Below are 24,362 nucleotides of genomic sequence, written 5' to 3'. Positions count from 1 at the left end.
GGCGATGCACTCCACCTTAGCCGTAAAAGCCGGCATATGGGGCGTGAATGCTCAGGAACGGCTTGTTTTCGTGGAGCTCGGTAAAAATTTACCGCCTTGCATGAGCGATGGGAGGATGTACGTAACGCGTCTGTCCGTGGAATATACGGAAAACCATGCTGGGAGGGAGGTGCGTATGATCGCGGCCATATTGATTGACGTTGCCAAGAGACTGTCAGTGCTGCTGACGTCGCTGGTCGGATTGAGGCGCATACGCAGCCGCCATGCGCGTTCCGGCCTCATACAGCTTGTGCTTGAGCGAATCGGGTTCAAGAATCGTTACACGCCCATCCCACGAATATTGCAGAGCCCACCAGAACACTGCTCGTTCGGGAGAATCTATCGTCACTTCGTACTGTCCGTTGCCGGTGCCCGGTGTGATTTGTGGATCGTCGAACCATTCGAACACGTTATTGAGCATGGATGCGCCTCGCACAAGCATACGGATGCGTATCGGCTCATCCGCTACGGGATAGGGACGATGCCGCATGAAGTTCACTGCGTCGAAGCCTTGAGGTGCGGGCTTTTCCAATGGCACGCTACCGTGCAGACCTTTGGCGCTCACATTGGTGATGCGGTTGACTACGAAAATACGCAGATGATCCTCGCCATGCAGATGGCAGATCAGGTAGTAGCGGCCGTTCTTGTACACCATCTGATACGGGTCCGCCGTGTATGTGCTACCCGTGCCGGTCCTGCTTTTATGAGGGATCAATGTGCCGTCCGGCCCATAGTCGCGATATTGGAAGGTGACGCCATGCCCATCCTCGATGGCTTGGTTGAGCTGATCGATGGTGGAAAGGAATTCGCTGTTGATATGCGTGTAGGTGGCAACATGGTCGAGATAGTTGATGCCGTCGCCGGCCGAACCGGACAGTTCACGCAATTTGCCGACCAGATCGTCCATGGCGTCCACGCTGATACGCGAAAGTGTCAGGCTGTCGGCTAAGAGTCGCATTTCGGCTGCTGAAAGGAACGCCTCCATATACCATCCAGGTTGTGGTTCGGCGCACTCTATGCCGATAAGGTCCTCTTCGGTCAGATGCCCAATGCGACGACCGAGGAACTGGGCGGTGGCCAGACGCTTGAGCTGGTTTCGCACGGTTTTTTCGCTTGGCAGATCGGCTTCGTCATAGCGGTGCATCTGCGCCAGATGATCAAGAATCTGACGTACGGTCAGGCCATGACCAAAGTAGCTGTAACGCCACAGCACTTCGAAAATATCCAGTGCGGCATTGCCCGCGTACGCTTTGCGCTTCGGTCGATCGTCTGTGCTCATGGTTTAAGGCTACCGCGTGATTCATCTAGGATGGAAACATTGGGCAAGGATGATGCGCTGCGATTATGTGCTGGAAATGGCTTGTCGGGGAAGAGGTGCGTCGATGGTTATGGGATATGGCGTATTTGGCCACGTGTCTGACGATGATGATGCATTCGATGAGGCGCACGATGGTGTCGGTGCCGCACGAGCCAAGTCACGCCGATGGAACCGGCGGGTTCGTCAATATGATGATGACGATGCCGTTGACGTTGTCAATGATTGTGACGATATCGACGCGCAGGATGTTAATGAGGATGACATGGATTCAGCTTCCTGGGGCGATGAGCCGGTATCCGACTGGGGATATGCGCCTGTCGAGCAGGATCCATGGTCGGATGCGCTTCAAAGCGGCAAGATGTCTGGACATAGCGCGTTGTCGGGGAATAATGTGACGGCGGAGGACATGATACCGTTCGCTGCATTGCGTACTGATGTCAAGACGTCGGTGTCACGTGCCGTATTGGACCGCGCGCGTGGCATTATGCGGCAAGCTGACACGATGTTCGTCAAACCCCAATATGAGGCTGATTCGCATACCGGTTATGCTGATCTTTCCGCTTTGGTGCGTGGCACCACCAGCCCATCGAGCCGTTACCGTACTGCGGTGCAGATCGATATGGAGACCGGAGAAGTAAGCGGCGGGACATGTACTTGCCCCGCGTACGGTCGCGGATACGGCATGTGCAAGCATATGGCGGCGCTTGCCTTGGAGTTCTGCGACGAACCACAACGATTTGAAGGATACGGAGCCGGTGCAGTTCGCCCCTCGCGGTCGTTGCTCGCATATATGGAACGAGTCGATAAGCAGGAAAGTCAGCGCAAATCCGCTCGGCGTCGTGCTGTGATGAGTCGAATCGGCGATCAGCACGCCGACAACCATCAGCCGTTGCGGCTCGGCAGAAAACGCGGCGGTCGTCCTGCCGATCGTGATGGGTATAACGGGCCCAACGACACGGTCGGTACCGGTCAGGTATGGCTTAGGCCCACGTTGAGTTTTCTGGACGGAATCTGGAGCGTCGAGTTTCACATCGGATCGGATGCGGTCGGCGCTGATTACGTGCTGAAATCAATTCCGCGATTCATCGACGTCATGGCACACGGCGAATACGAGGAATACGGTCGCAAACTCGCTTTCACGCATGTGCCGGACATGCTGGATTCCAGTTCTCGCCCGCTGCTCGGCTTTCTTCAATCCGCAATCGGCATACGTCGTGCCGCTGAACAGCAGGACCGTTATTACGGACATATCGCCATTGACCGACGACTGACGTTATCTGTTTCGGAAGTCGCGCGACTACTCTCGCTGCGCGTGGGATTCGGCGTGCAGCTGGTCTTGGACTCATGGTTCGTCGGCCAGCCGGCATTCGTGCCAGTGGATGAGGGCGAGCCTGAGCTGAGTTTGCACCTGCGACGCCGGGACCTGACCATGCATGGAGCTGATATCGGCTACATATTGCATGGAGAGCCTCCGGTCGAAACCGTTGTCGAGGGAGAGCGGGAGACATGGCTGTTGCTGGCATCTGACAATCCGACGCAGTACATGTCTGCAATGATGGCAGGATCCCAACGCATCAGTGCTGCGGGTTGCCGTTTCGTGCGTTGCCCGAAACGATTGCAGCCATTACACGGTCTTCTGGAAGAACTGTTCCGAACCGGTGGACGTGATCAGGTCATCGGAGCGGAGGATATTGCTTTGTTCGCCCGTACCCTGTTGCCACGATTGGTGGAAGCCGGGCTGCTGGAGGCGGGGGAAATCCCTCGTGAATTAGCCGAGCTCAGCCCTGCCGAATGCGTACCGTCCTTCTACTTGGATCGGGATGAGCATGGCGTGCAATGCGAAGTAAAAGCACGCTATGGCAATGCCCTTGTGCCGTTGCTGCCGAGAGGGGCAACCATGTCCGCGCAAGGCACAGTCGAGACAGCGCATGACTTTGGAAACGCCGCCGTCATCGGACGTGATTTCGATACCGAGCATCTGGCGCTTGACGTTGTACGGGAATATTTCACATTGCCTGGTGAACAGATTTCCGCCGATACGCACAGTCCCCGTAACGCAGCACGAGTACAGGGAAGACGGCAGCGCGTCGGCGGCAGTATACGTGAGCTTGCCGGCAATGGTGCTGCCATCATCGACAAGGATGACACACAACGGATTGTCCGTCTGTTCGACGAGGGTCTGTCCTCCTTGCGGGAAATGGGCGAAGTATTCACTACACCGTCTTTTGATCGTCTTGTCGCTCCGAAACCGCCTACGGTCAAGGTCGGATTGTCCGTACGAGGCAATCTGGTGGAAATATCGCCCATTGCTGATGAAGTGCCTCCGGATGAGGTCGGTTCTTTGCTTGCCTCATACCGAAGACGGCAGCGTTATCACCAGCTGAAGGATGGTACACTCGTCGCCTTGAGCGGAGCACAGCTCAACACCTTGGACGCTCTGGCCCGTGATCTTGATTTGAGCGAAGACGATCTTAACGCCGGTGTTATCGAATTGCCTGGCGGGCAAGCGTTTCTGCTGGATGGCGAACTGCCGGATGACGGCAGCGACGTGGTCAAGGATGCCTCATTCGTGGATTACATCGACGACATGAAGGTTATCGACCCGACATCCTATGTGGTGCCCAAATCGCTTCAGCCTATTTTGCGCCCATACCAGCAGGAGGGATTCCGATGGCTCAGTACCTTGTGCGACAAAGGCTTCGGTGGCATTCTGGCCGACGAGATGGGACTGGGCAAATCGGTGCAGCTCATAGCATTGTTGCTTGCTCGATATGAGCATATGCGCGGCGATGATGCTGCCCCTCCGTCATTGATTGTCTGCCCGGCGTCTCTGGTATATAACTGGGCGGCGGAATTCGCCAAATTCGCGCCCGTACTCAACGCGGTAGTCGTCTCCGGCAGCAAATCCGAACGCCGCATGGCCATCGGACGTGCCTTCCAGACGACCGAGCCCACCGTACTCATCACCTCGTATGACTTGCTGCGTCGAGATGTCGACGAATACGTGCAGCAAGGCGCCGGCAAAACCGGCGATCAGGCAACAAAACTGCCCGGATTCCTGATTATGGCCTTGGACGAGGCGCAATACATCAAAAACCATACGACGAAAATCGCTAAAGCGGTCAAATCGGTACCATCCAAACATCGGTTTGCGTTGACCGGAACACCAATTGAAAACCGGCTTTCCGAGCTGTGGAGCATATTCGACTTTCTGATGCCGGGATTGCTGGGATCTTACAAGCAGTTCCACGAGCGTTACGAGCTGGCCATCGCAAACGGACGTGCGGCGGACTCCTCAACGCCGGAAGGCAATGCCGCAGCTCAAGTCAATCCTGAGTCGGCCCGTGTGGCCCACAAACTGCAGTCCTTGGTGGGCGTGTTCATCAAGCGCAGACTCAAGTCTCAAGTGCTTACGGATTTGCCGGACAAACTGGAAACCACGTTAACCGTTCGGCTTGAGGGGGAGCAGCGCAAGCTGTATGCCGCTCACGAGCAGCGGTTGCGTATGCAATTGGAACATAGCGACCAATCCGATTTCAACACCTCGAAGATTCGTATTCTCGCGGAATTGACGAAGCTACGGCAAATATGCTGCGATCCGAGATTGTTGTACGCGAATGCCAAAGACCAATCGGCCAAGCTCGCCGCCATTGCCGAACTGGTGGAAACCTGCGCGGACGAAGGCAAGAAAGCGCTGGTGTTCTCCCAATTCACCAGTTTCCTCGCGCTGATCGCCGAACGTCTTGACTCGATGGGGCTGAGCTATTACACCATTACCGGGTCCACGGCGAAGAAACGCCGTCTTGAACTGGTCGATCAGTTCAACGATGATACGACTCCGGCTTTCCTCATCTCATTGAAGGCAGGCAACACCGGATTGAATCTGACCGGTGCCAGCGTGGTCATCCATGCCGACCCGTGGTGGAATGCAGCTGCGCAGAACCAGGCCACGGATCGTGCGCATCGCATCGGCCAGACGCAGAACGTCAACGTATATCAAGTGGTGGCCAAAGACACCATCGAAGAGCGCATCCTTGAACTGCAGCACACCAAAAGTGAGCTGGCCCGTCAGTTCACCGACGCTTCGCTGCTCGTCGGCGGCCGTGACGGTACAACGGACGATACCCTTGCCGGACAGACACCGGCTTCCATCGCTACCCTTACCAGGGATGATCTACTGGGTCTGTTGGGATAAATCCCCCAAAAAAGAGCATATCCCAGCAGGATAATCCCCTGGAATATGCTCTTTTTTTGGGGGACTCTGTAGAGCGAGAGGTAAGACCAAGTCCTATTCCCAAAGGCTCAGATGCCTGAATTATGCGCGGCCATTGATGAACGTGCATGCACAGTTCAGAGAATCTGCTCCATGCCGATACGGTATGGGGTCAGTCCCATATGCTCGTAGAAGGCTTGGGCGCTAGGATTGCAGGACCATACGTTCAAGGTCACGTTGTAGCAGCCGGATTGGCGGGCGAAATCCAGCACATACCGGTACAACGCGGAACCCACATGCAGACCGCGTGCGTGTTCGTCCACGCACAGATCATCGATGTACAGGGTTCTGACATCCGTAAGCACGTGACTGCCGGGATGCTGTTGGAATATGCAGAACGCATACCCCACAAGCGTTCCCTCATCGTTGAACGCGGCGAACACCGGCGTCTCATCATCGGCAAGAATACCGACAAGCTCATCGTCGGTATATTTCTTGGCACCGGCTTTGAACAAATCCGGACGCCCCTGATGATGCACCTGCGCCACCTGATACAGCAGATCATCGATGCGAGGAATATCGGCCGCACTGGCGCGACGAATCGTCAAGGCTGGAACCTTCGCTGCCGTGGCAGCATCCATTGCTTTATCTGTTGTCATGCCTTCAGTCATATCACCTCAGGGGTTGCTGCACCTTGTACTTCTCGCCTTGCTATTCATGCTTTTGGCATCTTGTCGCACGGAATGGCGACTACTTCTCGAACGGGAACTTCATCCCCCAGCGGTCACGAATCGCATCCATAAGCTCCATGATGCGCAACGTATCCGCATGCGGCATGGCCTCACATTCAATGCTGCCGTCCAGCAGTGCCGAGGCTGCGTCTGCAACCTCATATTCGTATCCGGTCAGCTGGGCCGGGACCTCAATGCGACGAACCAGCTTGTGGTCATTGTCATACACGTCAATGGCTTCCGGATTGTTGATATTGGTGACCACCAGATATCCTTCGGTGCCCCATACGTAACCGCCACGGTCAGATGTGACCAGCATCGAACTGACGGATACGGCCATCGTGCCGTCGTCATAGTACAGCGTAGTGGAATTATGCGCGTCCACACCGGTCTGCGGCCACGGCGACATCGACGTCTCGAAATGATCAATCGTGCGACCATGATCGGCTCCGATCGCCATGTCGAGGAAGTTCAACGGGTAGACGCCCACGTCCAGCAGCGCACCTCCGGCGCATTCCGGATCGGTCATACGGGCCTTGTCGGAAACCGGGTAGCACAGATTGGCGCTCGCTGCCTTGACTTCGCCGATCTCGCCGGATGCAATAACTCCATTGATCAACGCGCGGCTGGGCATATATCGCGTCCAGATCGCTTCCGTACACAGCATTCCGGTTTCCTCGGCCACGGCAAGCATCGCGCGAGCCTGTTCGGTGTTCGCTGTGAACGACTTCTCCACCAGCACGTTCTTGCCGGCGCGCATACACAACTCGGCTTGCTCGGCATGCAAGCTATGCGGGGTGGCGATATAGACAAGGTCCACATCCGGATCCGCTGTCAATTCCTCGTACGAGCCGTATGCCTTGTCAAGATGCCACTGGTCGGCGAACGCCTGCGCGCGATCCAAGTCGCGTGCCGCCACCGCATAGGGGTGAATCCACGATGCGTAACGCGGGTCCGACGCCATTCGGTTCAACGTATCCGCCATGGTATGTGCGATGCGGCCCGCACCCAAAATGGCGACGTTGACCTTGGCTTGCCCGCTTTCGACCAGTGCTCGGTTGCCGTTCAGTCTGCTCATGTGCTCCTCCTTGAACAAGAGATGATGCCGGATGCTGTCATTGTTGGTTCATTCGTTGAACTATAAGCGATTATAGGGGAGTGGCGGGAATGGTTGCGGGATACGGCTGTGGGATACGGCTGTGGGATGCGGCTGTGGGATACGGCTGTGGGATGGCGAGGAGATGTTTACGCAATGATGATAGAGCAGGTGGGCGGCATGGAATAGAGGCACGGACGGTTGCGCTCGAATGACCATATCCGGTCATGTCCCAACGGCCGGATAGAACCGAGGTATGGAAAATGAAGCCGTGCAGCAGCCCGCGTCTGTGGTAACGTCCCCGACAACGCCGTCCCCGATCATGTCGCGTAGGGCGCGCGAAATTAACCCGTTCCGAGCGATGGTGTTCGGCGAGAAGGCGGACACGATGATCGCCCACGGCATCGATGTCATCAAACTCAGCCTTGGCGAGCCCGACTTTGGAGCGCCGCCCGCTGTACGTGACGCGATGCGTGAGCAGTATGACGGCCGTGCGTTGCCATACACCGCCGCCATGGGGTTGCCTGAACTGCGGCAGGCCATCGCAGACTTTTACCGTGACCGGCATGATCTTGATATCGATCCCAAGCGCATCTGCGTAACCGCTGGCGGTTCCGCGGCGTTGCTGTTGGCTACCGCTCTGACGGTTGACCCCGGTGATGACGTTATCGTCGCTGATCCTTCCTACCCATGCAATCGTGAGCTTGTCCGCTCGTTCGAGGGTAACGTTATCGATGTGCCTACCTCGGCAGCTACGCGCTTCCATCTGAACGCAGACCTGTGCCGTGAATACTGGACCGATCGCACCAAAGCCGTGATGATCACGTCCCCCTCGAACCCGACCGGCACCACCATCGACTTCAACGTGCTGAAGGATGTTACTGCATTCGCCGCCGAGCATGGGGCATGGCGAATTGTGGACGAAACCTATCTGGACTTGGCGGATCGTGAACCGGATGGCACCGAAGTCAAGTCTGTGCTCGCCTGTGATCCGGGTGCCATCGTGTGCAATAGTTTCTCGAAGTTCTTCGGTATGACCGGATGGCGTCTCGGTTGGGCTATTCTGCCGGACGACGCCACCGTGCTTGAAGCGGTGGATGATCTTGCCACCAACTATTACCTGTGCGCCCATACGCCTACGCAGCATGCGGCGCTTGCCTGTTTCACTCCCGAAAGTCTGGCCGAATGCGAGGCGCGACGTCAGGAGTTGCTGGCTCGCCGGCGCATTGTGATCGATGGCCTCAAGCGTATCGGTTTGCCGGTGGAAGTGGAACCTAACGGTGCGTTCTACGCCTACTTCAACATCTCGCGCACCGGCTTGGACGCTTGGACGTTCTGTGAACGTGCACTGGAGGAGGCCCATGTGGCGTTGACTCCGGGGCGTGATTTTGGGGCCGCCACCGCGAATACGCATGTGCGCCTGAGCTACGCTGCCTCGCGCGAGGCGCTGAGCGAAGGACTGGAACGGCTCGGCAAGTTCGTGGCGACGCTGGAAAGCTGACAATAGCCGGACGTGAGACGCCGATAGGGCGGGGCTGGATTCGGGCTGGATTCGTTTTCGGTCACTTGAGGAGTCTGGGGAGTCTGGGGAGTCGGAAGAGTCTTCGCAGACTATAGAGAAAAAGGGATTACAACAAGAATGGTTAATTTGCGTTCGCATACCACGCGCCTTGGCGTGCTTGATATCGGCTCCAACACCATCCACATGCTGATTGTGGATGCCGCTCCCGGTGCGCGACCTGATCCGGAAGCCAGTACGAAATCCACCGTGCGCTTGATGAAGTACCTCAAGGACGATGGCTCAATCAAGAAGGCTGGCGTCGAGGCGATTCTCGCTGCTGTGGACCAGTGCATGAAGCTTGCCGAAGAATACGAGATCACCCAGTTGCTGGCTATGGCTACATCCGCGCTTCGCGAGGCGCCCAACGGCAACAAGGTGATTCATAAGATTGAGGAGCGGATTGGCCAAGGTGTGACCGTGCTCTCCGGCACGGACGAGGCTCGTTTGACCTTCCTCGCCGCCCGTCGTTGGTACGGCTGGGATGCTGGACGACTGCTCGTGCTGGATATTGGCGGAGGGTCGCTGGAAGTGGCGATGGGATCCGATGAGGAACCGACTGTGGCGTTGTCCGTTCCGGCTGGTGCCGGACGAGTGACTACCGAATTCCTGCCTTCCGGTACCGCCACGCCCGAGGAGCTTGAGGAAGTGCGCAAGAATGTGCGCAAGGTGCTGGAACCGATGGTCAAGGTATTCCCGCAGTCCAAGCATCCCAACCATGCGGTCGGTACCTCCAAGACATTCCGGTCTCTGGCTCGACTGTGCGGTGCCGTGGTCCGTCAGCCCGGTCGCGAAGATACGTGGATTATGACTCGTGAACAGTTGGAGGATTGGATCCCTCGTTTGGCCGCAATTGCACCTGAGCAGCGTGTGGCATTGCCGGGCATCACGCCTGAACGTACGATGCAGATCGTGGGTGGCGGCGTAGTGGCTGACGAAATTATGAAGGCCCTGAATATTCAGGAAGTCGAAATCTGTCCGTGGGCGTTGCGCGAAGGCGCCATTCTTCGTTGGCTTGATCAGTTCGGTCGCACCCGGTTGGGATTCTGACGCACGCGCCAACTTGGCGTTGTTGCGCTTGCTGCGCGGTGTTGCGCGGTGTTGCGGTTGCCTGAGTTACTGCGCTATTGCATGACATCCACGGTGACCAGCAACGCCGCGTGGTCGGAGCCGTCCACTTTCACCACTTTGCATTGGCCGGCCCGCATGCCCTGATCGAGCACCACATGGTCGATACCAGCGAACATCGGCACTCCCGAGCGGTTTGTGGGCCAAGAGAAGGTAAAACCATGCCCTGAGGTGCGAGTGGCGTCCAGGAACCGATCGCCAAGAAAATCGCGGAACGGGGTGTGATCATACGTGGCGTTGAAATCACCCATAAAAATATAACGGGTATCGGTATTTGCGCGCATCAGACCCAATTCATCCAGCGAGCGTTTCCATTGCCTCCAATAGCCGGGCACCGGGGCCGTGGTGTGCACCGAAACGAAGCGAATCCGGTTGCCGCCCAAATCTATGGTGCCGCCGGGCATGAATGAGGCGCTGGAATTCACATCATCATCCTTCGGGTCGGCTAGGGGAGTGGCTGACCACAAGCCGTTGCCGTACACGCCGTCCGACGAGGATATCTGCGAGTATGGCAAGTAGTGTTCGATGCCTGCCGCATGGAGTCGTTTGACAAAATCATCCGTGGTTTCCTGCAGAGCCAGCACCTCTACGCGCTGATCGCTGACCAGATCCACAATGGCCTGAGGATCGGCCTGCCCTTTGTACACGTTGAACGTCATCACTCGCGCATATGCGTCGGCGGTATTTGGCTCAGACGAGGCTACGGCGTTATATGCGGCTTGAGGCAACGGATCGTTGGACATGAAAAAGGGGTATTGCCAGTAGCCGTTGAGTCCAAGTGCAGCTATGGCCAGCAGAGCCGAGAACACCCGGCGCGAGACAATCGCCAGCAGCAGCGCCACAATCGCCGCAAGCATGAACCAGGGCGTGGCGGATACGATAACCGGCACATATGGTAGCTCTTGCAAATCGCTGGGTAATTCGCGCGCGGTGGTGCAGATCAACGCAGCCAACGCGAACAGCGTGGCCAGAAAGCCTGATAGGCGGCGTTTCCCGCGTTGCGGTGCTGCAGCTTTCGCCTTGGCGTCTCGGGTGTTGTAGTGCGATTTCAAAGGGCGATTCTTCTGATTGCGGGACTTTCCTTTGCCGTTGATCTTGCCTGATGGTGTGGTTGCGGCTCGTACCAAAGCTTTACCCTGCTTTTTGATGGCGGTTCTGTTCGCCGCATTTGGTGATTTCGCCATAGCGCTCCCGATCGTCGTTCCCTGCCTGCCGTATTGCTGTATGCCTGACACACCCGAATGTTGTATGTCGGTTATGAATGGATTCTTGTGCGATTTGCCACTGTATCGTGCAAATTTGAGGAAAAGACGATTTTAGTGGACCGAAGACGGTCGTCCGCACCAAACCGGCACGTTTTGTTCGCATCGGCGGCGTCGGGGAACGGGCCGTGTACAATGGAACGTCGTTGCCCGAGTAGCTCAGTGGATAGAGCACCGCTCTCCTAAAGCGGGTGTCGTCGGTTCGAATCCGATCTCGGGCACTTGCCATACGTTAAGGCAAATATCGAATGATCAGTATTCGGACGGCTGTCCATAAAGTGACTTCTTGATATGCAGGTCGTCGTGGCTGCGGTATGACTGTAAGCCATGAGCGATAGCGATAAGGAATACGACTATTACGTGGCCGGCCCGTTCTTCGATCCCGAACAGACGGAAAGCATGGAACGTCTGGAACAGGTGATGGAAGATCATGGGTGCAAGCTGTTCAAGCCGCGATTCGTCAGCCAAATCGAAGATGTCGGTCCGGAAGGATGCTTCGCAGACGATATTCGCGGCATTAACTCCGCCAAAGCGGTGATCGCCAACCTCATGGACGAGGATGCCGGCACCATGTTTGAAATCGGATATGCCTATTCTCGGGGAATTCCCGTATTCGGCTATCGTGAGGGACTTACTCCGATGGACCGTGTAAATCTCATGGTGGCGCAGGCCGTGAATATGGTGTTTTCCGGTCCTGAGGATTTGGCGAAATATCTGGAAACCGGCGAACACACCGAGGTTGATTACATTCAGTTCTGATCGGTTGCGTTGGGTGCCGGGTTTGTGATGATCGCCGTGTACGGCTAAGGGCATCTCATGCGGCTTAGCGGCGTATCGATGCTGATTCGTTTCGATCTTCGAGCTGGTTTGACCTGATCGGGTCGAGTCGACATATAAGCGGCTGACGATATGCGCAAGGGTGGGGTTCGGAAATTGTTGTCCGGACCCCACCCCTCATACGTACAGCGATATCGTCATGCCTTCACCATGGCAACGGCTGACCGTCGCGGAAGAAACCGCCGGTCGGGCCGTCGTCGGGCAATGTTGCAGCCCAGGTCACGCTTTTTGCGCTGACCTCGACCGGGCGTCCAAACATGCCCGAGCCGAAGGTGTCGGTGATGTCCGGGCAGACCGCGTTGACGAGAATACGGTCTGCGGCCAGTTCCTTCGCGGTTTTGATGGTCAAGCCGTTGAGCGCAAGCTTGGAGATGCCATAGCCGGATGCGGGAATGCCCATCGAACCATGCAGGAAACCGTACTGCGGGTCGCCATAGGAGCCGGCGCCGCTGGACACGTTGACGATGCGGCCGTGCTCCGACTTGCGCAGCAGCGGAATGAACTTCTGGGTGACATTCCATGTGCCGATCACATTGGTGTCGAGCACCATGCGCATTTCAGTAAGGTTTTGCTGCTCCACCGAGTCTCCTGCACGCATGGATGCCGCATTGTTGATGAGCACGTCGAGTCTGCCGAATCGACGGTCGACTTCCGCAGCCGCGGCCTTGACGCTGGCCTCATCGGTGGTGTCCATCGCCACATAGCTGGCGGAGATGCCTTGGTCAATAAGTGCCTGGGCGAGTTGCGCGAGCTCGGGGCGGCGTGCGGCAAGAATGACGTGATAACCGGCTTCGCCAAGCTGGCGGGCGGTTTCGTACCCGAGGCCGCCTTTGCGGCCCGAGCCGGTAATAAGTGCGATTTGCATGATGATGTTCCTTGGAATGATGTGCGATTAAGCGAGTCTCAAAGAGATGGATCAGAACTCGCGGCCGAGCTCGCGGGCCTTGTCGAGGTACGGGGTGCCGGCCACCTGACCGGGGGCGAATACGCCGGCGGCAATCACCGAACCCTTGATCTTCCAGCCGAGGCTTTCGCCGAAGCACATTTGGTAGTAGCCGAACACGTTCTTGGCGAGCACCTCTTCAGGGCTGGCGCCAGCGACCAGCAGGGCGGATTCCTTGCCTGCCAGATCGTCGTGCGCGTCGAACGGCAGACGGTCCATCATCGCCTTGAGCTGCGCGGAGAACTGCATCCAGTAGGTCGGGGTGGCAATGACGATGCCATCCGCGGCTTTCATCTGTTCCATCACCTGCGTCATATCGTCGGCCGGCTGGTCATAACCGGTGAATGGGGCGATATTCATATCCGCAATCGTGAGCTTGGTGGCGGTGTTGCCTGCGGCTTCGACGCCTTCGATGAATGCGTCGGCGAGCATGTCGGCGTTGCCGCCCTTGGTCGGGCTGCCTTGGATGACGAGAATGTGCTTGGTCATGATGATTCCTGTTCCTTTCAATGGTGTCGCGGCTATGCCGCCGCGTTCTTGATAAGGACAGTATGCATCAGTACATATACTTTTCGTTCTTAGAATAAAAAACTGATTTTTGCGATATGGCAACGATGTTAGGATGGGAGACCATGAGCAAGCATGTTGAGAACACTGGAACTGACGGCATCACCTCGCCCACGTGCGCGATGGGCTACGCGTTCAAAGCCATTGAGGGCAAATGGAAGCTGCCGGTCATGTACGTGCTCAGTGAACGCGGCGCTGCGCGATACAACGAAATCAAACGTGAGCTTGGCATCACCAATATGATGCTTACCAACACCTTGCGCGATCTTGAGGAATATGGGCTCGTCAATCGCACCCAATATAACGAGGTGCCTCCGCGCGTCGAATACTCACTGACCTCCAACGGTTACGCCATCATCCCCGCCCTCAAGGAATTCGAAAAGTGGGGCCAGCTGCTGCTTGACACGAAAGAAGACGTCATTCAAGACTGAATGCCTCCCTCTTTCGTGAACTGCACGCGGATTACGCCGCCTGGTAACGTCGCCCTGCGGACTTGTGCTATTCCGCCCGCCAGATCATGCCGATGTGGGGGATGCCGTCTTCCAGGAATTCGTCGGAGACCTGAGTGAAACCGAGGTGCTCATAGAGTTTGCGTGCGTAGGCTTGGGCCTCGATGTGCACGGTATCGGTGTGCATGCGCTCCTGTGCCACTTTTAATCCCTCACGCACAATACGAGTGCCAAGTCCTTGCCAGCGATGGGTGGCCAGTACGCGGCCGATGGATGCTTCCGGGAATGTGATGCCTGGGTCGATGACGCGGCAGTAAGCGGCAATGCCGTTCTCGTCATGCAGGAACACATGCCAGCAGTGTCGGTCCGCTTCATCCACCTCCTGATAGGCGCAGTGCTGTTCCACTACGAACACCGCCACGCGCACACGGTAGATCTCATACAATTCCGCCGCGCTGAGCTCTTCGAACCGTTTGACCGTCAACTGCATGCGGCCAGTGTATAAGCCGCATGCGAATTTCATGCTCGACATGCATGGCTGGGTATGAATCAGGAGTATTAGGCACGGAAAGCGGCTCGTTGTGTAATGCATTACGGAAGCTTATGAGCGGCTGGGCAAGACGCTGGTAATGATGCATCGTATGTTCGGCCACATTGAGGTTAAGGGGATTGTGCAGTGGAATACACCAAGTTAGGCAACAGCGACGTGACCGTGTCCCGGATCTGCATGGGTTGTATGGGATTCGGTGACGCTACCAAAGGCCATCATTCCTGGATTCTCGACGCCGACCAGTCGCGTGAGATCATCAAGTACGGCTTCGAGCATGGCATCACGTTCTACGACACCGCCATCGGTTACGCGGAAGGCACCAGCGAGGAATATGTGGGCCGTGCGCTGCGCTCCATCGCCAGCAAGCGCCTGACCGAAGATCAGGTGGCGCATTCCAAGTACGATGCCACCGAAGCTCAGGATGACGTGATCATCGAGCGTGTGGCCGAAGTCGCAGCCAAGCGTGGCACTTCGATGACCGCCGTGTCACTCGCCTGGCTCCTGACCAAGGTGACCGCGCCCGTGGTCGGCATGACCAAGCCGCACCATGTGGATGGTGCGCTCGACGCCGTGGCGTTGAAGCTTACGGATGAGGAGATCGCCTACCTAGAAGAGTCATACGTGCCGCGCAGGCTCGTCGGCGTGATGGCCTTCAACCACTGATTGCTGTTGAGAATGCCGTCGTACTCGCCGATATTGCGGGTACAAGGGGTTTGCATCGCCTCCCAGAGGTTCAAAACGTCCGTATGTTCGCGCAATCCACGGACCCTGCGCGAACATACGAACGTTTTCCCTATCAAAATCCTTTGTATGTGCGCGCAGTACTCGTCAGTTGCGCGAACATACAAAGGATTGGCTGACGATCAGGCTCGTAATTGCAGGTCGGCCCGCAATCAGTGGTTCGTCAGCGCTTCCTGCGTGGGCTGGTAACGGGCACCTTCGATGGTGATGGAGTCAAGCGTGCGGTTGATCTCGGCCAACTCGCCGGGCGTGAACGTGACGGCCGCGCCACCCAGGTTCTGACGCAGACGGTCGATGTGTTTGGTGCCGGGAATCGGCGCGATCCAAGGCTTCTGTGCCAAGAGCCAGCCGAGCGCGATCTGCGCCGGAGCGACGCCGCGCGCATCCGCCAGCGACTGCACATATTCGCTCATGCGAATGTTGTGCGCCATGTGTTCGGGGGAGAAGCGTGGGATACGGCTGCGATAGTCGTCATCCGCAAAACGGGTGGAGGCAGTGAACCTGCCGGCCAGCATGGCTTTGCCGAGCGGGCTGAACGGTACCAGACCGATACCCAGCTCCTCAAGCATCGGCATCAGCTCCTCTTCCGGTTTGCGCCACCACATCGAATACTCGTTCTGTACGGCGGTCACCGGCGTCACAGCATGAGCGCGGCGCACGGTCGCGGGCGCGGCCTCCGACAGGCCCCAATGCAGGATCTTGCCTTCAGCCATCAGATCACCCATCACGCCGGCCACATCCTCGATGGGCATCTTGGTATCCACGCGATGCTGATAGTAGAGGTCGATATGATCGGTACGCAGTCGCTTCAACGAGCCTTCGACGGCTTTGCGAATCGTTTCGGGGCGTGAATCGGTCTGTTGTATGCGGCCGGAAGCATCCAGTTGCGCGGAACCCTCATCCTCGCCGAACCCGCCGTGCAAGGCGAAACCGAACTTGGTGGCGATGACCACGTCGTCACGGAACGGCTCCAATGCCTCGCCCACCAATTCCTCGTTGATGAACGGGCCATACACCTCGGCCGTATCGAAGAACCGTTCACCCATCTCATAGGCCGCACGAATCACACGAATCGATTCATCATGTGGTAGGAACGGCGGCCAGCTCATCGTGAATCCCATGCAGCCCAAGCCAATTGCAGACGCCTCCAGTGCCGCGGCTCCGGTGCCCAGCGTTCGTTTCGGCAGATTCAGCGGCGTGATTGCAGCAGTATCGGTATTGACGTCAGACATAATCGTTCCTTTCACGCAGACTCGTTGCAAGGCCTATTGCGCCTCCATTGAATCGCTGGGAATGATGCATTACCAATACTTGCGGCTCATGCTCCGCAATGCCTATGAGCTATGAATCTAGGTACGATTGTTGTCAGAACAGTCAGAGTGCCTGTAGTACATATCACATCTGACACTGAAAAACCAGTCTGTTACGTCTGTGATTGATTCCGTATGCTTGAGGCCTATGAACGAACGTAACAGTACTATGTCGGCAACGTCCATTGAATCATCGCAGCTGCCTCAAGCCGATCGTGGAGCGGAACATATGCAGGGCCACTGGGTGCTGGCCCAGCTTGGCAAACGTGTGCTCAGGCCAGGTGGCGAGAAGCTGACCAAACACATGCTGGCGCACCTGCCGATCGCCGGTAAGCGCGTGGTGGAGTTCGCGCCGGGGCTGGGCCGCACTACTCGGCTGATTCTGAATGCTGGCCCTGCCGGGTACACCGGCGTCGACCGGGACGAACAGGTGGTGAAGATCATTGGTCCGCTGGCTGCATCGGTGGGCGGTACATGCATCAATGCCGACGCTGCACAGACCGGCCTGCCGGACGAATCGGCGGACGTGGTGATTGGCGAGGCGATGCTGACCATGCAGTCCGAACGCGGCAAGCATGCGATCATCGGCGAGGCCCATCGCATCCTGAAGCCGGGCGGCGTATATGCGATTCATGAAATGGGTCTTGCGCCGGACGATTTGGACGAATCCATCAAGGATTCGATTCGCAAGGATCTGGCCCGCGCCATCAAGGTCAACGCACGTCCGCTGACCGCGGCCGAATGGCAAGCTGTACTGGAATCGGAAGGATTCGAAGTGCTGTGGAGCGGCGTGGAGCCGATGGCCCTGCTCAAAATGCGCCGCAATCTGGCGGACGAGGGCATCGGCGGCGTGCTGCGCATCATGCGCAATGTGCTGATGCACCCGGATCTGCGTGCGCGCGTGTTCGAGATGCGCCGCGTATTCAATACGTATGGTGATGCGCTCACCGGCATCGCGTTTGTGGTACGGCGCAAGGCTTGATACCCGCAACCTGGACTGCGAGACTAAGCTGGTACCTAAGTCCAATATCGCAAACGTAGGTTGTGCATGGCATCGAAGCCGTGTGCAACATTGACAATTGGCAACTTGCCTATACTGAAGGAGCCTGGTATGACTGACGCAATCAAAGCCCAAAACACTGATCCGATGGTCATGGAATTCATCGATGACTTGAATCCGCTGGTCGAAGTCCAGCCGGAGGCCACTGTCTCCCGCACGGTGATGCAGGTGGAGGGGGCCAATGTGGTGCTGTTCTCCTTTGACAAAGGCCAGGAGCTCAGCGAGCACACCGCCGCCATGCCGGTGCTGGTGCAGTGCCTCGAAGGGCATCTCAAGGTGACCGGCGGCGGCAAGACCGTGGACCTCAAGCCGGGCGGCATCCTGCATTTCCCGACCCGTCTGCCGCACGCGGTCTACGCCGAGGAAGCTTCCAAGATGATGCTGATTATGATGCGTCACTGATTGGCGTTAGCGCAGTCGTGCTCACACACGCCCGATTTCGCGGGCGGGATTGCCTGCCACGATGCTTCCCGCTGGCACGTCATGGGTCACGACTGCGCCCGCGCCCACGATGGCACCGTCGCCGATGGTCACGTTCTGCAGCACGATGGCTCCCGCGCCGATCCACACACGTTTGCCGATGGTGATGGGCAGACTCATGGTGGTGGCGCGGTCCATCGGATTCTTGCTGTGGTTGATGGTGATGAGCTGCACGTTCGGGCCGATGAACGTACCGTCGCCGATGGTGATGCCGCCGCGATCCATCAACGTGCAGCCCCAGTTGATGAGCACGCCTCGGCCGATTTCGATATTGTGCCCGAAATCCGTGTAAAACGGGGGATTCAAACGAAAAGACGGGTCGACCGGATGGCCGACGATGCGTTCGAACAGGGTGTGTGTCTCCTGCGGTTCGTGATAGCCGGTGTTGAGCTCGACGCAGAGCCGTTTGGTCTCTTTGATAATGGTGGCGATGGCGCAGTAGCCGGGATCGTATGGGTTGACTGGCTTCCCGGTGCGGTCGTGTTCAAGAATGTCGGCTGCTTTGGTTGTCATGATGGCTCCTTGGTGGTGTTCTGCCATCATTGAACCGCGTGAGTTCAGGTGCCGTCTAATACCTATGGTTTATGCGATCGCATGCCGTCGAGGCATTGTTCACATGGTTTGCAGGAACTTGGCGAACGCTGCCGCCGCGGGGGATGCGGTTCCCTGCTTCTTCCACACCAGCACCGAGCTGCTTTCCAGCGGTGGCGCAAGACGTATCCCGCGCACTCCCGGATAGGTGGTGCCAAGGTCAAGGCACGGGTACAGTCCGAGACCGCTGGATGCCATTGCCGCGCCATTGGCCGGTAGGTTACATGTGCCGGCAATGTTGAGATGCGCGGCATAAGGCCCGAACCAGTTCATCACCACACGGCGCACCGGCTCGCGCGCGGGCAGGATCAGCGCCTCATTGGCCAGATCGGCGGGTGAGAGGGACTCTTGGGCTTGCAGAGGGTGGCCGTCCGGTATCATCGCGCACCAATGTTCGGTGATATTGGTGCGCAGGAATTCATATCGGCTGGTATCCACCGGGTCGGCGAGCAGGCCGAAATCCAACAATCCCTGTTCAAGCTGATCCTGAATCACATCCGCAGTGGTGCTGACCACATGGAAGCGCACGCCGGGATGCAAAGTGCGGAACGCTGCCATGCGATCGGCAAGGAAGGTCATGGCACGTACCTCGCCACAACCGGCCATAATGTCACCGCTTAATTCGTAGCTGGATTGTTTGAGCTCGTATTCCGCCTTATCTGCCAAGGAGACGATGGTTTGCGCACGGTCGCGCAATAGTCGACCTTCTTCGGTCAGTGTGATGGTATGACTGCCGCGCTCGAACAGGGTGACGCCGAGCTCCTCCTCCAGTTGTTTCAACTGCCGGGAAAGCGTCGGTTGGGAGATACGCAGCAACTGCGCCGCCCATGTGATATTGCCTTCCTCGGCCACCGCCAGAAAATACCTGAGCACGCGCAATTCCATGATGATTGGTCCCCATTCGCAGCTGATGTGATGCCACCATTGTAGATGGATAGGGTCGTTGCGGCAGTAACTGCGCGCTCGAACGATACCCGTGCGCAGTTACTGCCGGTTTTTCGGCTTATTCAGGCAGTAACTGCGCGTGACGACTGCGCAGATGTACTGCCGTTGTCCTTCAGCGAATTGATGAGCTGGGCGACGATGGTTGGTAATACCGAACTACTTAGCCATTCGATATTCTCCGGTGTGAATGCCTCCGGTGCTTTGGCCAAGACGCCGAGTATGCCGCTGGATGCGAATTCCAGTATGATGCGCTGACCTGGATTGAGCGCAGCCGAATCGCAGCCGAGTGCTGACAGCCAGATTTCGATGACATGGGTTTTGAGCTGATTGGCCAGTCCTGTGGAGCCATGCGGGCCGGCGATAAGCGCTAGCCGTCGGATGCTGGCAACCCGCTGCGGATTGATAATGTTGGCAATGGCGTAATCACGAAGTGCGTCAATGCCTTCATCTTGCCGAATGATATGCGCGATAAACGCGGTGATATCCGGATCGTCATAAATCGAGGCGATGGCATCGTCTGCCAATTCAGGAATGTTGCCGTAATGGTAGTAGAACGCGCTGCGGTTCAAGCCGCTCATTCGCGTGACATCGCTGATGGTGATTTGCGCATACGGTTTTTGCTCCAGCAGTGTCCAGAACGCATCCTGCATTTTCTCAGGTGCGCTTTGCTCACCTGTTTTCGGTCTGGCCATATGCGCCTCTTCTTGCTGTTATTTTATACCAATCAATAACTCAACATCGTATCGTGTTTTTCGCGTAATACTGCGGTTTTCAGGTAGAAACCCAACACAATGCCGTATTACGTGGATTTTATTACCCAACATAGTGATGTATTTCTTGAGGTGCGATGCATGGCGCCAACAGCATCGGTCTGCATCCGGTTCTCAACCAGCTACTGCTGGTGGCTTCTGGCTAGAGCGTTTGAGAGCCAAGGATGTAATGATTGAATACAGCCATCGCAAGAGAGGACTTGACATACCATGGCTTTCCTTGAATTCCATGATGTAGTGCGACAGTACGGAAGCGGCGAATCCGCAGTGCTGGCATTGAACCATGCCAGCTTTGACATCGAACAGGGCGAACTTGCCGTCATTCTTGGCGCATCCGGCGCTGGCAAATCCACCACGTTGAACATTCTGGGCGGCATGGACCGAGCCACCTCAGGCTCCGTGGTGATCGACGGCAAAGACATTACCAAAGCTAACGAATCCCAACTGACCGACTACCGTCGATTCGACGTGGGCTTCGTCTTCCAGTTCTACAACCTCGTACCCAATCTGACCGCGCTCGAAAACGTGGAGCTTGCCTCGCAGATCTGCCCGAACGCACTTGATGCGCGCGAAACCTTAAGAAAAGTCGGGTTGGGGGAGCGTCTCGCCAACTTCCCGGCACAGCTATCTGGTGGCGAGCAACAGCGCGTTTCCATCGCACGTGCGCTCGCCAAGAACCCGAAGTTGCTCCTGTGCGACGAGCCGACCGGCGCACTTGACTACAACACCGGCAAGGAAGTGTTGCAGCTTCTGCAGGACTCTTGCCGGCAGCATGGCATCACCGTGGCGCTGGTGACGCATAATTCCGCGCTTGCGCCGATGGGTGACCGTCTGATTCGCTTCCGCTCCGGCAAAGTCACCGAAATCACGAAGAATCCGAATCCCACGCCTATCGCGGACATCGAATGGTAGGAGAGCGGCAAGGAACAGTCATGAAGAAGACAGCACTTTGGAAAGACGCGTGGCGCGCCATCGCCGGGAACGGCAAACGCTTCGCCGCCATGCTGGTGATCGTGGCGGTCGGCGTGATGATGCTCGGCGGTCTCAATACCATCGCCAAGGACATTCGCGCCGGTTTGGACGAATTCTTTGACTCCACATCGATGCACGACGTGGCCATTATTTCCACCCTCGGCTTTGATGATGACGATATCGCCGCACTGCAACAGGTTAACGGCGTTGCCAAGGTCTCCGGCGAGCATACCGCCAGCGTGACCACGACTATCGACGGCAAACAATCCTCGGCAACCGTCACCACCCTCAATAATCAGGGTGTTGAACAGCCATATCTCAAGGATGGCAGACTGCCGAAGTCGGCCCACGAAATCGCAGTCACTGAACAGTACCTGAACGACAGCGACAAAGCACTGGGCGATACCCTGACGTTCACGCCCGATGATTCGCTCACGTCCACGGCCGCAACCTCGACGTCCGGCACGTTCGCGGATGGTGAATACACCATTGTCGGCACCGTGATCAACCCGAACGATATCGTGAACCCGAGCGGTCCACTGGCTTTGGTCTCCGGTGCGAAAACCGTCTATCCAATGTTCGTTGCCGAAAAAGCGCTGAATAATGCTGAGAGTCCCTATACTTCGGTGGTTGTTGCGGTCTCTGGCGCGAAAGCGTTGAACACCTATGAGAACGACTACCTCAACACCGTTGATGATGCAGTCTCCAATATCGAATCCATCCAGGCCGAGCGCGAGCAGGCGCGTACGGATGCTGTGCATCAAGCCGCACTGGACAAGGCCATGGCATCCATTGATGCGCAAAAAGCCAAAATCGAGGCATTGCCGGACGGATTGCCGGCCAAAACAGCCGCCGAGCAGAAGATCGCCGAAGCGGAAACACAAGCCAAGAACGCGGTTGATGCCATGCCGAAAGCCAAATGGATCATCAGCGACCGCAGCGCCGTGACCAGTTATGAGGATGTCAAAACCCAAACCGAAATGATCGCGCGCCTAGGCACGATGTTCCCAGTACTGTTCCTGATCATCGCGCTCTTGGTAAGCCTGACCGCCATCACGCGCATGATTGAGGAGGATCGCGGACTTATCGGTACCTATAAGGCGCTTGGTTACACGCGCCACGAAATCATGCTCAAGTACGTAGTGTATGCGGCCGCTGCATGCCTGTTCGGCGGACTGATTGGCGATGTGCTGGGTCTTATTGGATTGCCATTCGCGTTCACGCGCAAAATCATCACCAATATGTATGTGCTGCCGAACTATCCGTTGCTGGTGGACTGGCGACTCGCGTTAGGCGGCATACTGCTGTTCGTGATCATCATCACCGGTGCCGCGATGGCGGCCTGCACAGGTTCGCTGCGATTGGAGCCAGCCGAATTGATGCGTCCCAAGGCGCCTAAGGCAGGCAAGACCATTGTTCTGCAGCGCATCGGATTCATCTGGAATCATTTGAGCTTCCTCGGCAAAGTGACTGCGCGAAACCTGTTCCGCTACAAGTCCCGTGCGCTGATGGTTATCATCGGCGTGCTCGGTTGCACGGCATTGATGACCGCCGGATTCGGCATGGGCAGCTCGGCGCTGACCCTCATGCCGCGCCAGCACAGTGAAATCGCACCATACGATGTGATGGCCGTGACTTCGGCGGCCAATCACGAGAAGGCGCAATCCGACCTGGATAAGGATTCCGATGTGGAGTCCACGTTGCCGTTGCAGCTCGGCAGTGTCACGCTTGCGCCGGCGCAGGAGGGCGGGAGCGCTGGCAATACTGCAGACGATGCCAAGCTCACCGCGCAGCTCATGGTCATTCCGGACGGCAAGTCAACGGACGGCTACATCAACCTGCAAACGACTGATGGCTCACCCATCGAACTGAAGTTTGCGGATGACGGCGTTATCGTCACCGCCAATGCCGCACGCAAGTTGGCGCTCGCCGCCGGTTCCAGCGTGAACCTCACCGATCAGATGGCCAACACCGCCGACGCAACCGTGCACGAAATCGCTCAGTACTACACCGGCAATCTGGTAGTCATGTCCCAGTCCACGTATGAGCAGATGTTTGACGCGGATTATGCGCCGAACGCCGACCTCATCAACGTGAAAGGCGACGATGATGCACAAATAGCGTTTGCGGATGATCTGGCCGAACAGAGTGAATACCTGTCGGTGACGAGTTCCGCCAAGCAGGAGCGTGATTTCTCCAAGAGCTTCCGCTTGTTCTTCATCATGATCGGCTTCATTGTGGTCATGGCCGCAATCCTGGCCGTCGTGGTGCTCTACACGCTGGCCAGCACGAACATCTCCGAACGCGAACGCGAATTGGCCACCATCAAGGTGCTCGGTTTTCGTAAGCGCGAGGTGCATGGGTATGTGAACAAGGAGATGCTGCTGCTGAGCGCCATCGGCATTGTGATTGGTATGCCGTGCGGACGTGCGCTACTCGGCTTCCTCGTGAGCCAGCTGGACCTGCCGGGCATGAACATCGTGCCGAACGTGCTTTGGTTCTGCTATGCGGGTGCCGCGGCGCTGGCGCTCGCCTTTACGCTGCTGGTGAGTCTCGCGACCAACCGAGCGCTTGACCGTATCGACATGGTTGGTGCTTTGAAGAGCCCGGAGTGACATGCTTGTCTACCATGGAGCTGCTACTCCTTTCCTTTGTATGTTCGCGTGATTGACGGGTGATACGCGAACATACAAAGGAATTTGAGGCCGAAATCCTTTGTATGTTCGCGTGGGGTCCGTCGATCGCGCGAACATACAAACGGATGCGGAGATGAAAGCGCTTCGTCATGCGGCGTATCTGTGC

21 protein-coding genes and 1 tRNA gene are annotated in these 24,362 nt (G+C 57.1%); 11 read left to right on the top strand and 11 right to left on the bottom strand.

The genetic code is table 11. The features are described 5' to 3' along the window. Nucleotides 1–214: 214 nt before the first annotated feature. On the bottom strand, nt 215–1,318 hold the full coding sequence (locus CUU80_RS04745) for a helix-turn-helix transcriptional regulator (RefSeq protein WP_100496202.1): 1,104 nt from the start codon (nt 1,316–1,318) through the stop codon (nt 215–217). Nucleotides 1,319–1,421: 103 nt separating this feature from the next. Here CUU80_RS04745 and CUU80_RS04740 point away from each other — a divergent pair, with 103 nt between their 5' ends. Further along, nucleotides 1,422–5,552, top strand: a complete 4,131-nt coding sequence (locus CUU80_RS04740) for a DEAD/DEAH box helicase (RefSeq protein WP_100496201.1) — start codon at nt 1,422–1,424, stop codon at nt 5,550–5,552. 155 nt (nt 5,553–5,707) lie between these two features. Here the strand turns inward: CUU80_RS04740 and CUU80_RS04735 are convergent, their stop codons facing one another. Together CUU80_RS04735 and CUU80_RS04730 are read right to left on the bottom strand one after the other, a co-directional pair. Then, nucleotides 5,708–6,211 carry a GNAT family N-acetyltransferase gene (locus CUU80_RS04735; RefSeq protein ID WP_165775853.1) on the bottom strand — a complete coding sequence of 168 codons (504 nt, stop codon included), beginning with the start codon at nt 6,209–6,211 and terminating at the stop codon, nt 5,708–5,710. A 109-nt stretch (nt 6,212–6,320) separates the two neighbouring features. Further along, nucleotides 6,321–7,379 carry a Gfo/Idh/MocA family protein gene (locus CUU80_RS04730; RefSeq protein ID WP_100496200.1) on the bottom strand — a complete coding sequence of 353 codons (1,059 nt, stop codon included), beginning with the start codon at nt 7,377–7,379 and terminating at the stop codon, nt 6,321–6,323. Nucleotides 7,380–7,653: 274 nt separating this feature from the next. Between CUU80_RS04730 and CUU80_RS04725 the strand changes: the two genes are divergently transcribed. Both CUU80_RS04725 and CUU80_RS04720 read left to right on the top strand, forming a co-directional pair. Then, entirely contained in the window at nt 7,654–8,898 is a 1,245-nt protein-coding gene (locus tag CUU80_RS04725) for a pyridoxal phosphate-dependent aminotransferase (protein WP_100496199.1), read from the top strand. 138 nt (nt 8,899–9,036) lie between these two features. Continuing rightward, nucleotides 9,037–10,005 carry a Ppx/GppA phosphatase family protein gene (locus tag CUU80_RS04720; RefSeq protein ID WP_100496198.1) on the top strand — a complete coding sequence of 323 codons (969 nt, stop codon included), beginning with the start codon at nt 9,037–9,039 and terminating at the stop codon, nt 10,003–10,005. A gap of 74 nt (nt 10,006–10,079) precedes the next feature. On the opposite strand, the gene CUU80_RS04715 is transcribed toward CUU80_RS04720, so the two are convergent. Further along, on the bottom strand, nt 10,080–11,267 hold the full coding sequence (locus CUU80_RS04715; RefSeq protein ID WP_100496197.1) for an endonuclease/exonuclease/phosphatase family protein: 1,188 nt from the start codon (nt 11,265–11,267) through the stop codon (nt 10,080–10,082). 226 nt (nt 11,268–11,493) lie between these two features. On the opposite strand from CUU80_RS04715, the gene CUU80_RS04710 reads away from it, so the two are divergent. After that, nucleotides 11,494–11,566: transfer RNA gene (locus tag CUU80_RS04710), tRNA-Arg, on the top strand. A gap of 106 nt (nt 11,567–11,672) precedes the next feature. Next, nucleotides 11,673–12,104 (top strand): nucleoside 2-deoxyribosyltransferase, encoded by a 432-nt coding sequence (locus CUU80_RS04705; RefSeq protein ID WP_100496196.1) that lies wholly within the window; start codon nt 11,673–11,675, stop codon nt 12,102–12,104. A gap of 223 nt (nt 12,105–12,327) precedes the next feature. On the opposite strand, the gene CUU80_RS04700 is transcribed toward CUU80_RS04705, so the two are convergent. Beyond that, nucleotides 12,328–13,047, bottom strand: coding sequence for an SDR family NAD(P)-dependent oxidoreductase (locus tag CUU80_RS04700; protein WP_100496195.1), 720 nt, complete (start codon nt 13,045–13,047; stop codon nt 12,328–12,330). Between the two features lie 51 nt (nt 13,048–13,098). After that, nucleotides 13,099–13,614 (bottom strand): flavodoxin family protein, encoded by a 516-nt coding sequence (locus tag CUU80_RS04695; RefSeq protein ID WP_100496194.1) that lies wholly within the window; start codon nt 13,612–13,614, stop codon nt 13,099–13,101. 143 nt (nt 13,615–13,757) lie between these two features. Between CUU80_RS04695 and CUU80_RS04690 the strand changes: the two genes are divergently transcribed. Next, nucleotides 13,758–14,123: a winged helix-turn-helix transcriptional regulator gene (locus CUU80_RS04690; protein WP_100496193.1), complete on the top strand. Its 366-nt coding sequence runs from the start codon at nt 13,758–13,760 to the stop codon at nt 14,121–14,123. Between the two features lie 67 nt (nt 14,124–14,190). Here CUU80_RS04690 and CUU80_RS04685 read toward each other — a convergent pair whose 3' ends face one another. Further along, a complete protein-coding gene (locus tag CUU80_RS04685; RefSeq protein WP_207760081.1) occupies nt 14,191–14,664 on the bottom strand; it encodes a GNAT family N-acetyltransferase in 474 nt (157 codons plus the stop codon). Nucleotides 14,665–14,817: 153 nt separating this feature from the next. Between CUU80_RS04685 and CUU80_RS04680 the strand changes: the two genes are divergently transcribed. Continuing rightward, nucleotides 14,818–15,354 carry an aldo/keto reductase gene (locus CUU80_RS04680; protein ID WP_100496192.1) on the top strand — a complete coding sequence of 179 codons (537 nt, stop codon included), beginning with the start codon at nt 14,818–14,820 and terminating at the stop codon, nt 15,352–15,354. Nucleotides 15,355–15,584: 230 nt separating this feature from the next. Here the strand turns inward: CUU80_RS04680 and CUU80_RS04675 are convergent, their stop codons facing one another. Next, nucleotides 15,585–16,664: an aldo/keto reductase gene (locus tag CUU80_RS04675; protein ID WP_100496191.1), complete on the bottom strand. Its 1,080-nt coding sequence runs from the start codon at nt 16,662–16,664 to the stop codon at nt 15,585–15,587. 247 nt (nt 16,665–16,911) lie between these two features. On the opposite strand from CUU80_RS04675, the gene CUU80_RS04670 reads away from it, so the two are divergent. After that, nucleotides 16,912–17,724, top strand: coding sequence for a class I SAM-dependent methyltransferase (locus CUU80_RS04670; protein ID WP_100496190.1), 813 nt, complete (start codon nt 16,912–16,914; stop codon nt 17,722–17,724). Between the two features lie 165 nt (nt 17,725–17,889). Next, the gene (locus CUU80_RS04665; RefSeq protein WP_240950969.1) at nt 17,890–18,204 is read left to right on the top strand and encodes a cupin domain-containing protein; all 315 of its coding nucleotides are present in this window, start codon (nt 17,890–17,892) and stop codon (nt 18,202–18,204) included. A gap of 21 nt (nt 18,205–18,225) precedes the next feature. Here the strand turns inward: CUU80_RS04665 and CUU80_RS04660 are convergent, their stop codons facing one another. From CUU80_RS04660 to CUU80_RS04650, 3 genes are all read right to left on the bottom strand, one after another. After that, nucleotides 18,226–18,795, bottom strand: coding sequence for a sugar O-acetyltransferase (locus CUU80_RS04660; protein ID WP_100496188.1), 570 nt, complete (start codon nt 18,793–18,795; stop codon nt 18,226–18,228). A 99-nt stretch (nt 18,796–18,894) separates the two neighbouring features. After that, nucleotides 18,895–19,746 carry a LysR family transcriptional regulator gene (locus CUU80_RS04655; protein ID WP_243388639.1) on the bottom strand — a complete coding sequence of 284 codons (852 nt, stop codon included), beginning with the start codon at nt 19,744–19,746 and terminating at the stop codon, nt 18,895–18,897. A gap of 134 nt (nt 19,747–19,880) precedes the next feature. Beyond that, nucleotides 19,881–20,510: a TetR/AcrR family transcriptional regulator gene (locus tag CUU80_RS04650; RefSeq protein ID WP_100496186.1), complete on the bottom strand. Its 630-nt coding sequence runs from the start codon at nt 20,508–20,510 to the stop codon at nt 19,881–19,883. Between the two features lie 288 nt (nt 20,511–20,798). Here CUU80_RS04650 and CUU80_RS04645 point away from each other — a divergent pair, with 288 nt between their 5' ends. Both CUU80_RS04645 and CUU80_RS04640 read left to right on the top strand, forming a co-directional pair. Next, complete coding sequence (locus CUU80_RS04645; protein WP_100496185.1) at nt 20,799–21,500, top strand: ABC transporter ATP-binding protein; 702 nt, start codon at nt 20,799–20,801, stop codon at nt 21,498–21,500. A gap of 20 nt (nt 21,501–21,520) precedes the next feature. Further along, nucleotides 21,521–24,175, top strand: coding sequence for an FtsX-like permease family protein (locus tag CUU80_RS04640; RefSeq protein ID WP_165775830.1), 2,655 nt, complete (start codon nt 21,521–21,523; stop codon nt 24,173–24,175). Nucleotides 24,176–24,362 lie beyond the last annotated feature (187 nt).

The organism is Bifidobacterium scaligerum (genome assembly GCF_002802865.1).
GTDB lineage: Bacteria > Actinomycetota > Actinomycetes > Actinomycetales > Bifidobacteriaceae > Bifidobacterium > Bifidobacterium scaligerum.
The sequence above is the reverse complement of the archived record's forward strand: the minus strand, read 5'-3'. Positions and strand labels throughout refer to the sequence as shown.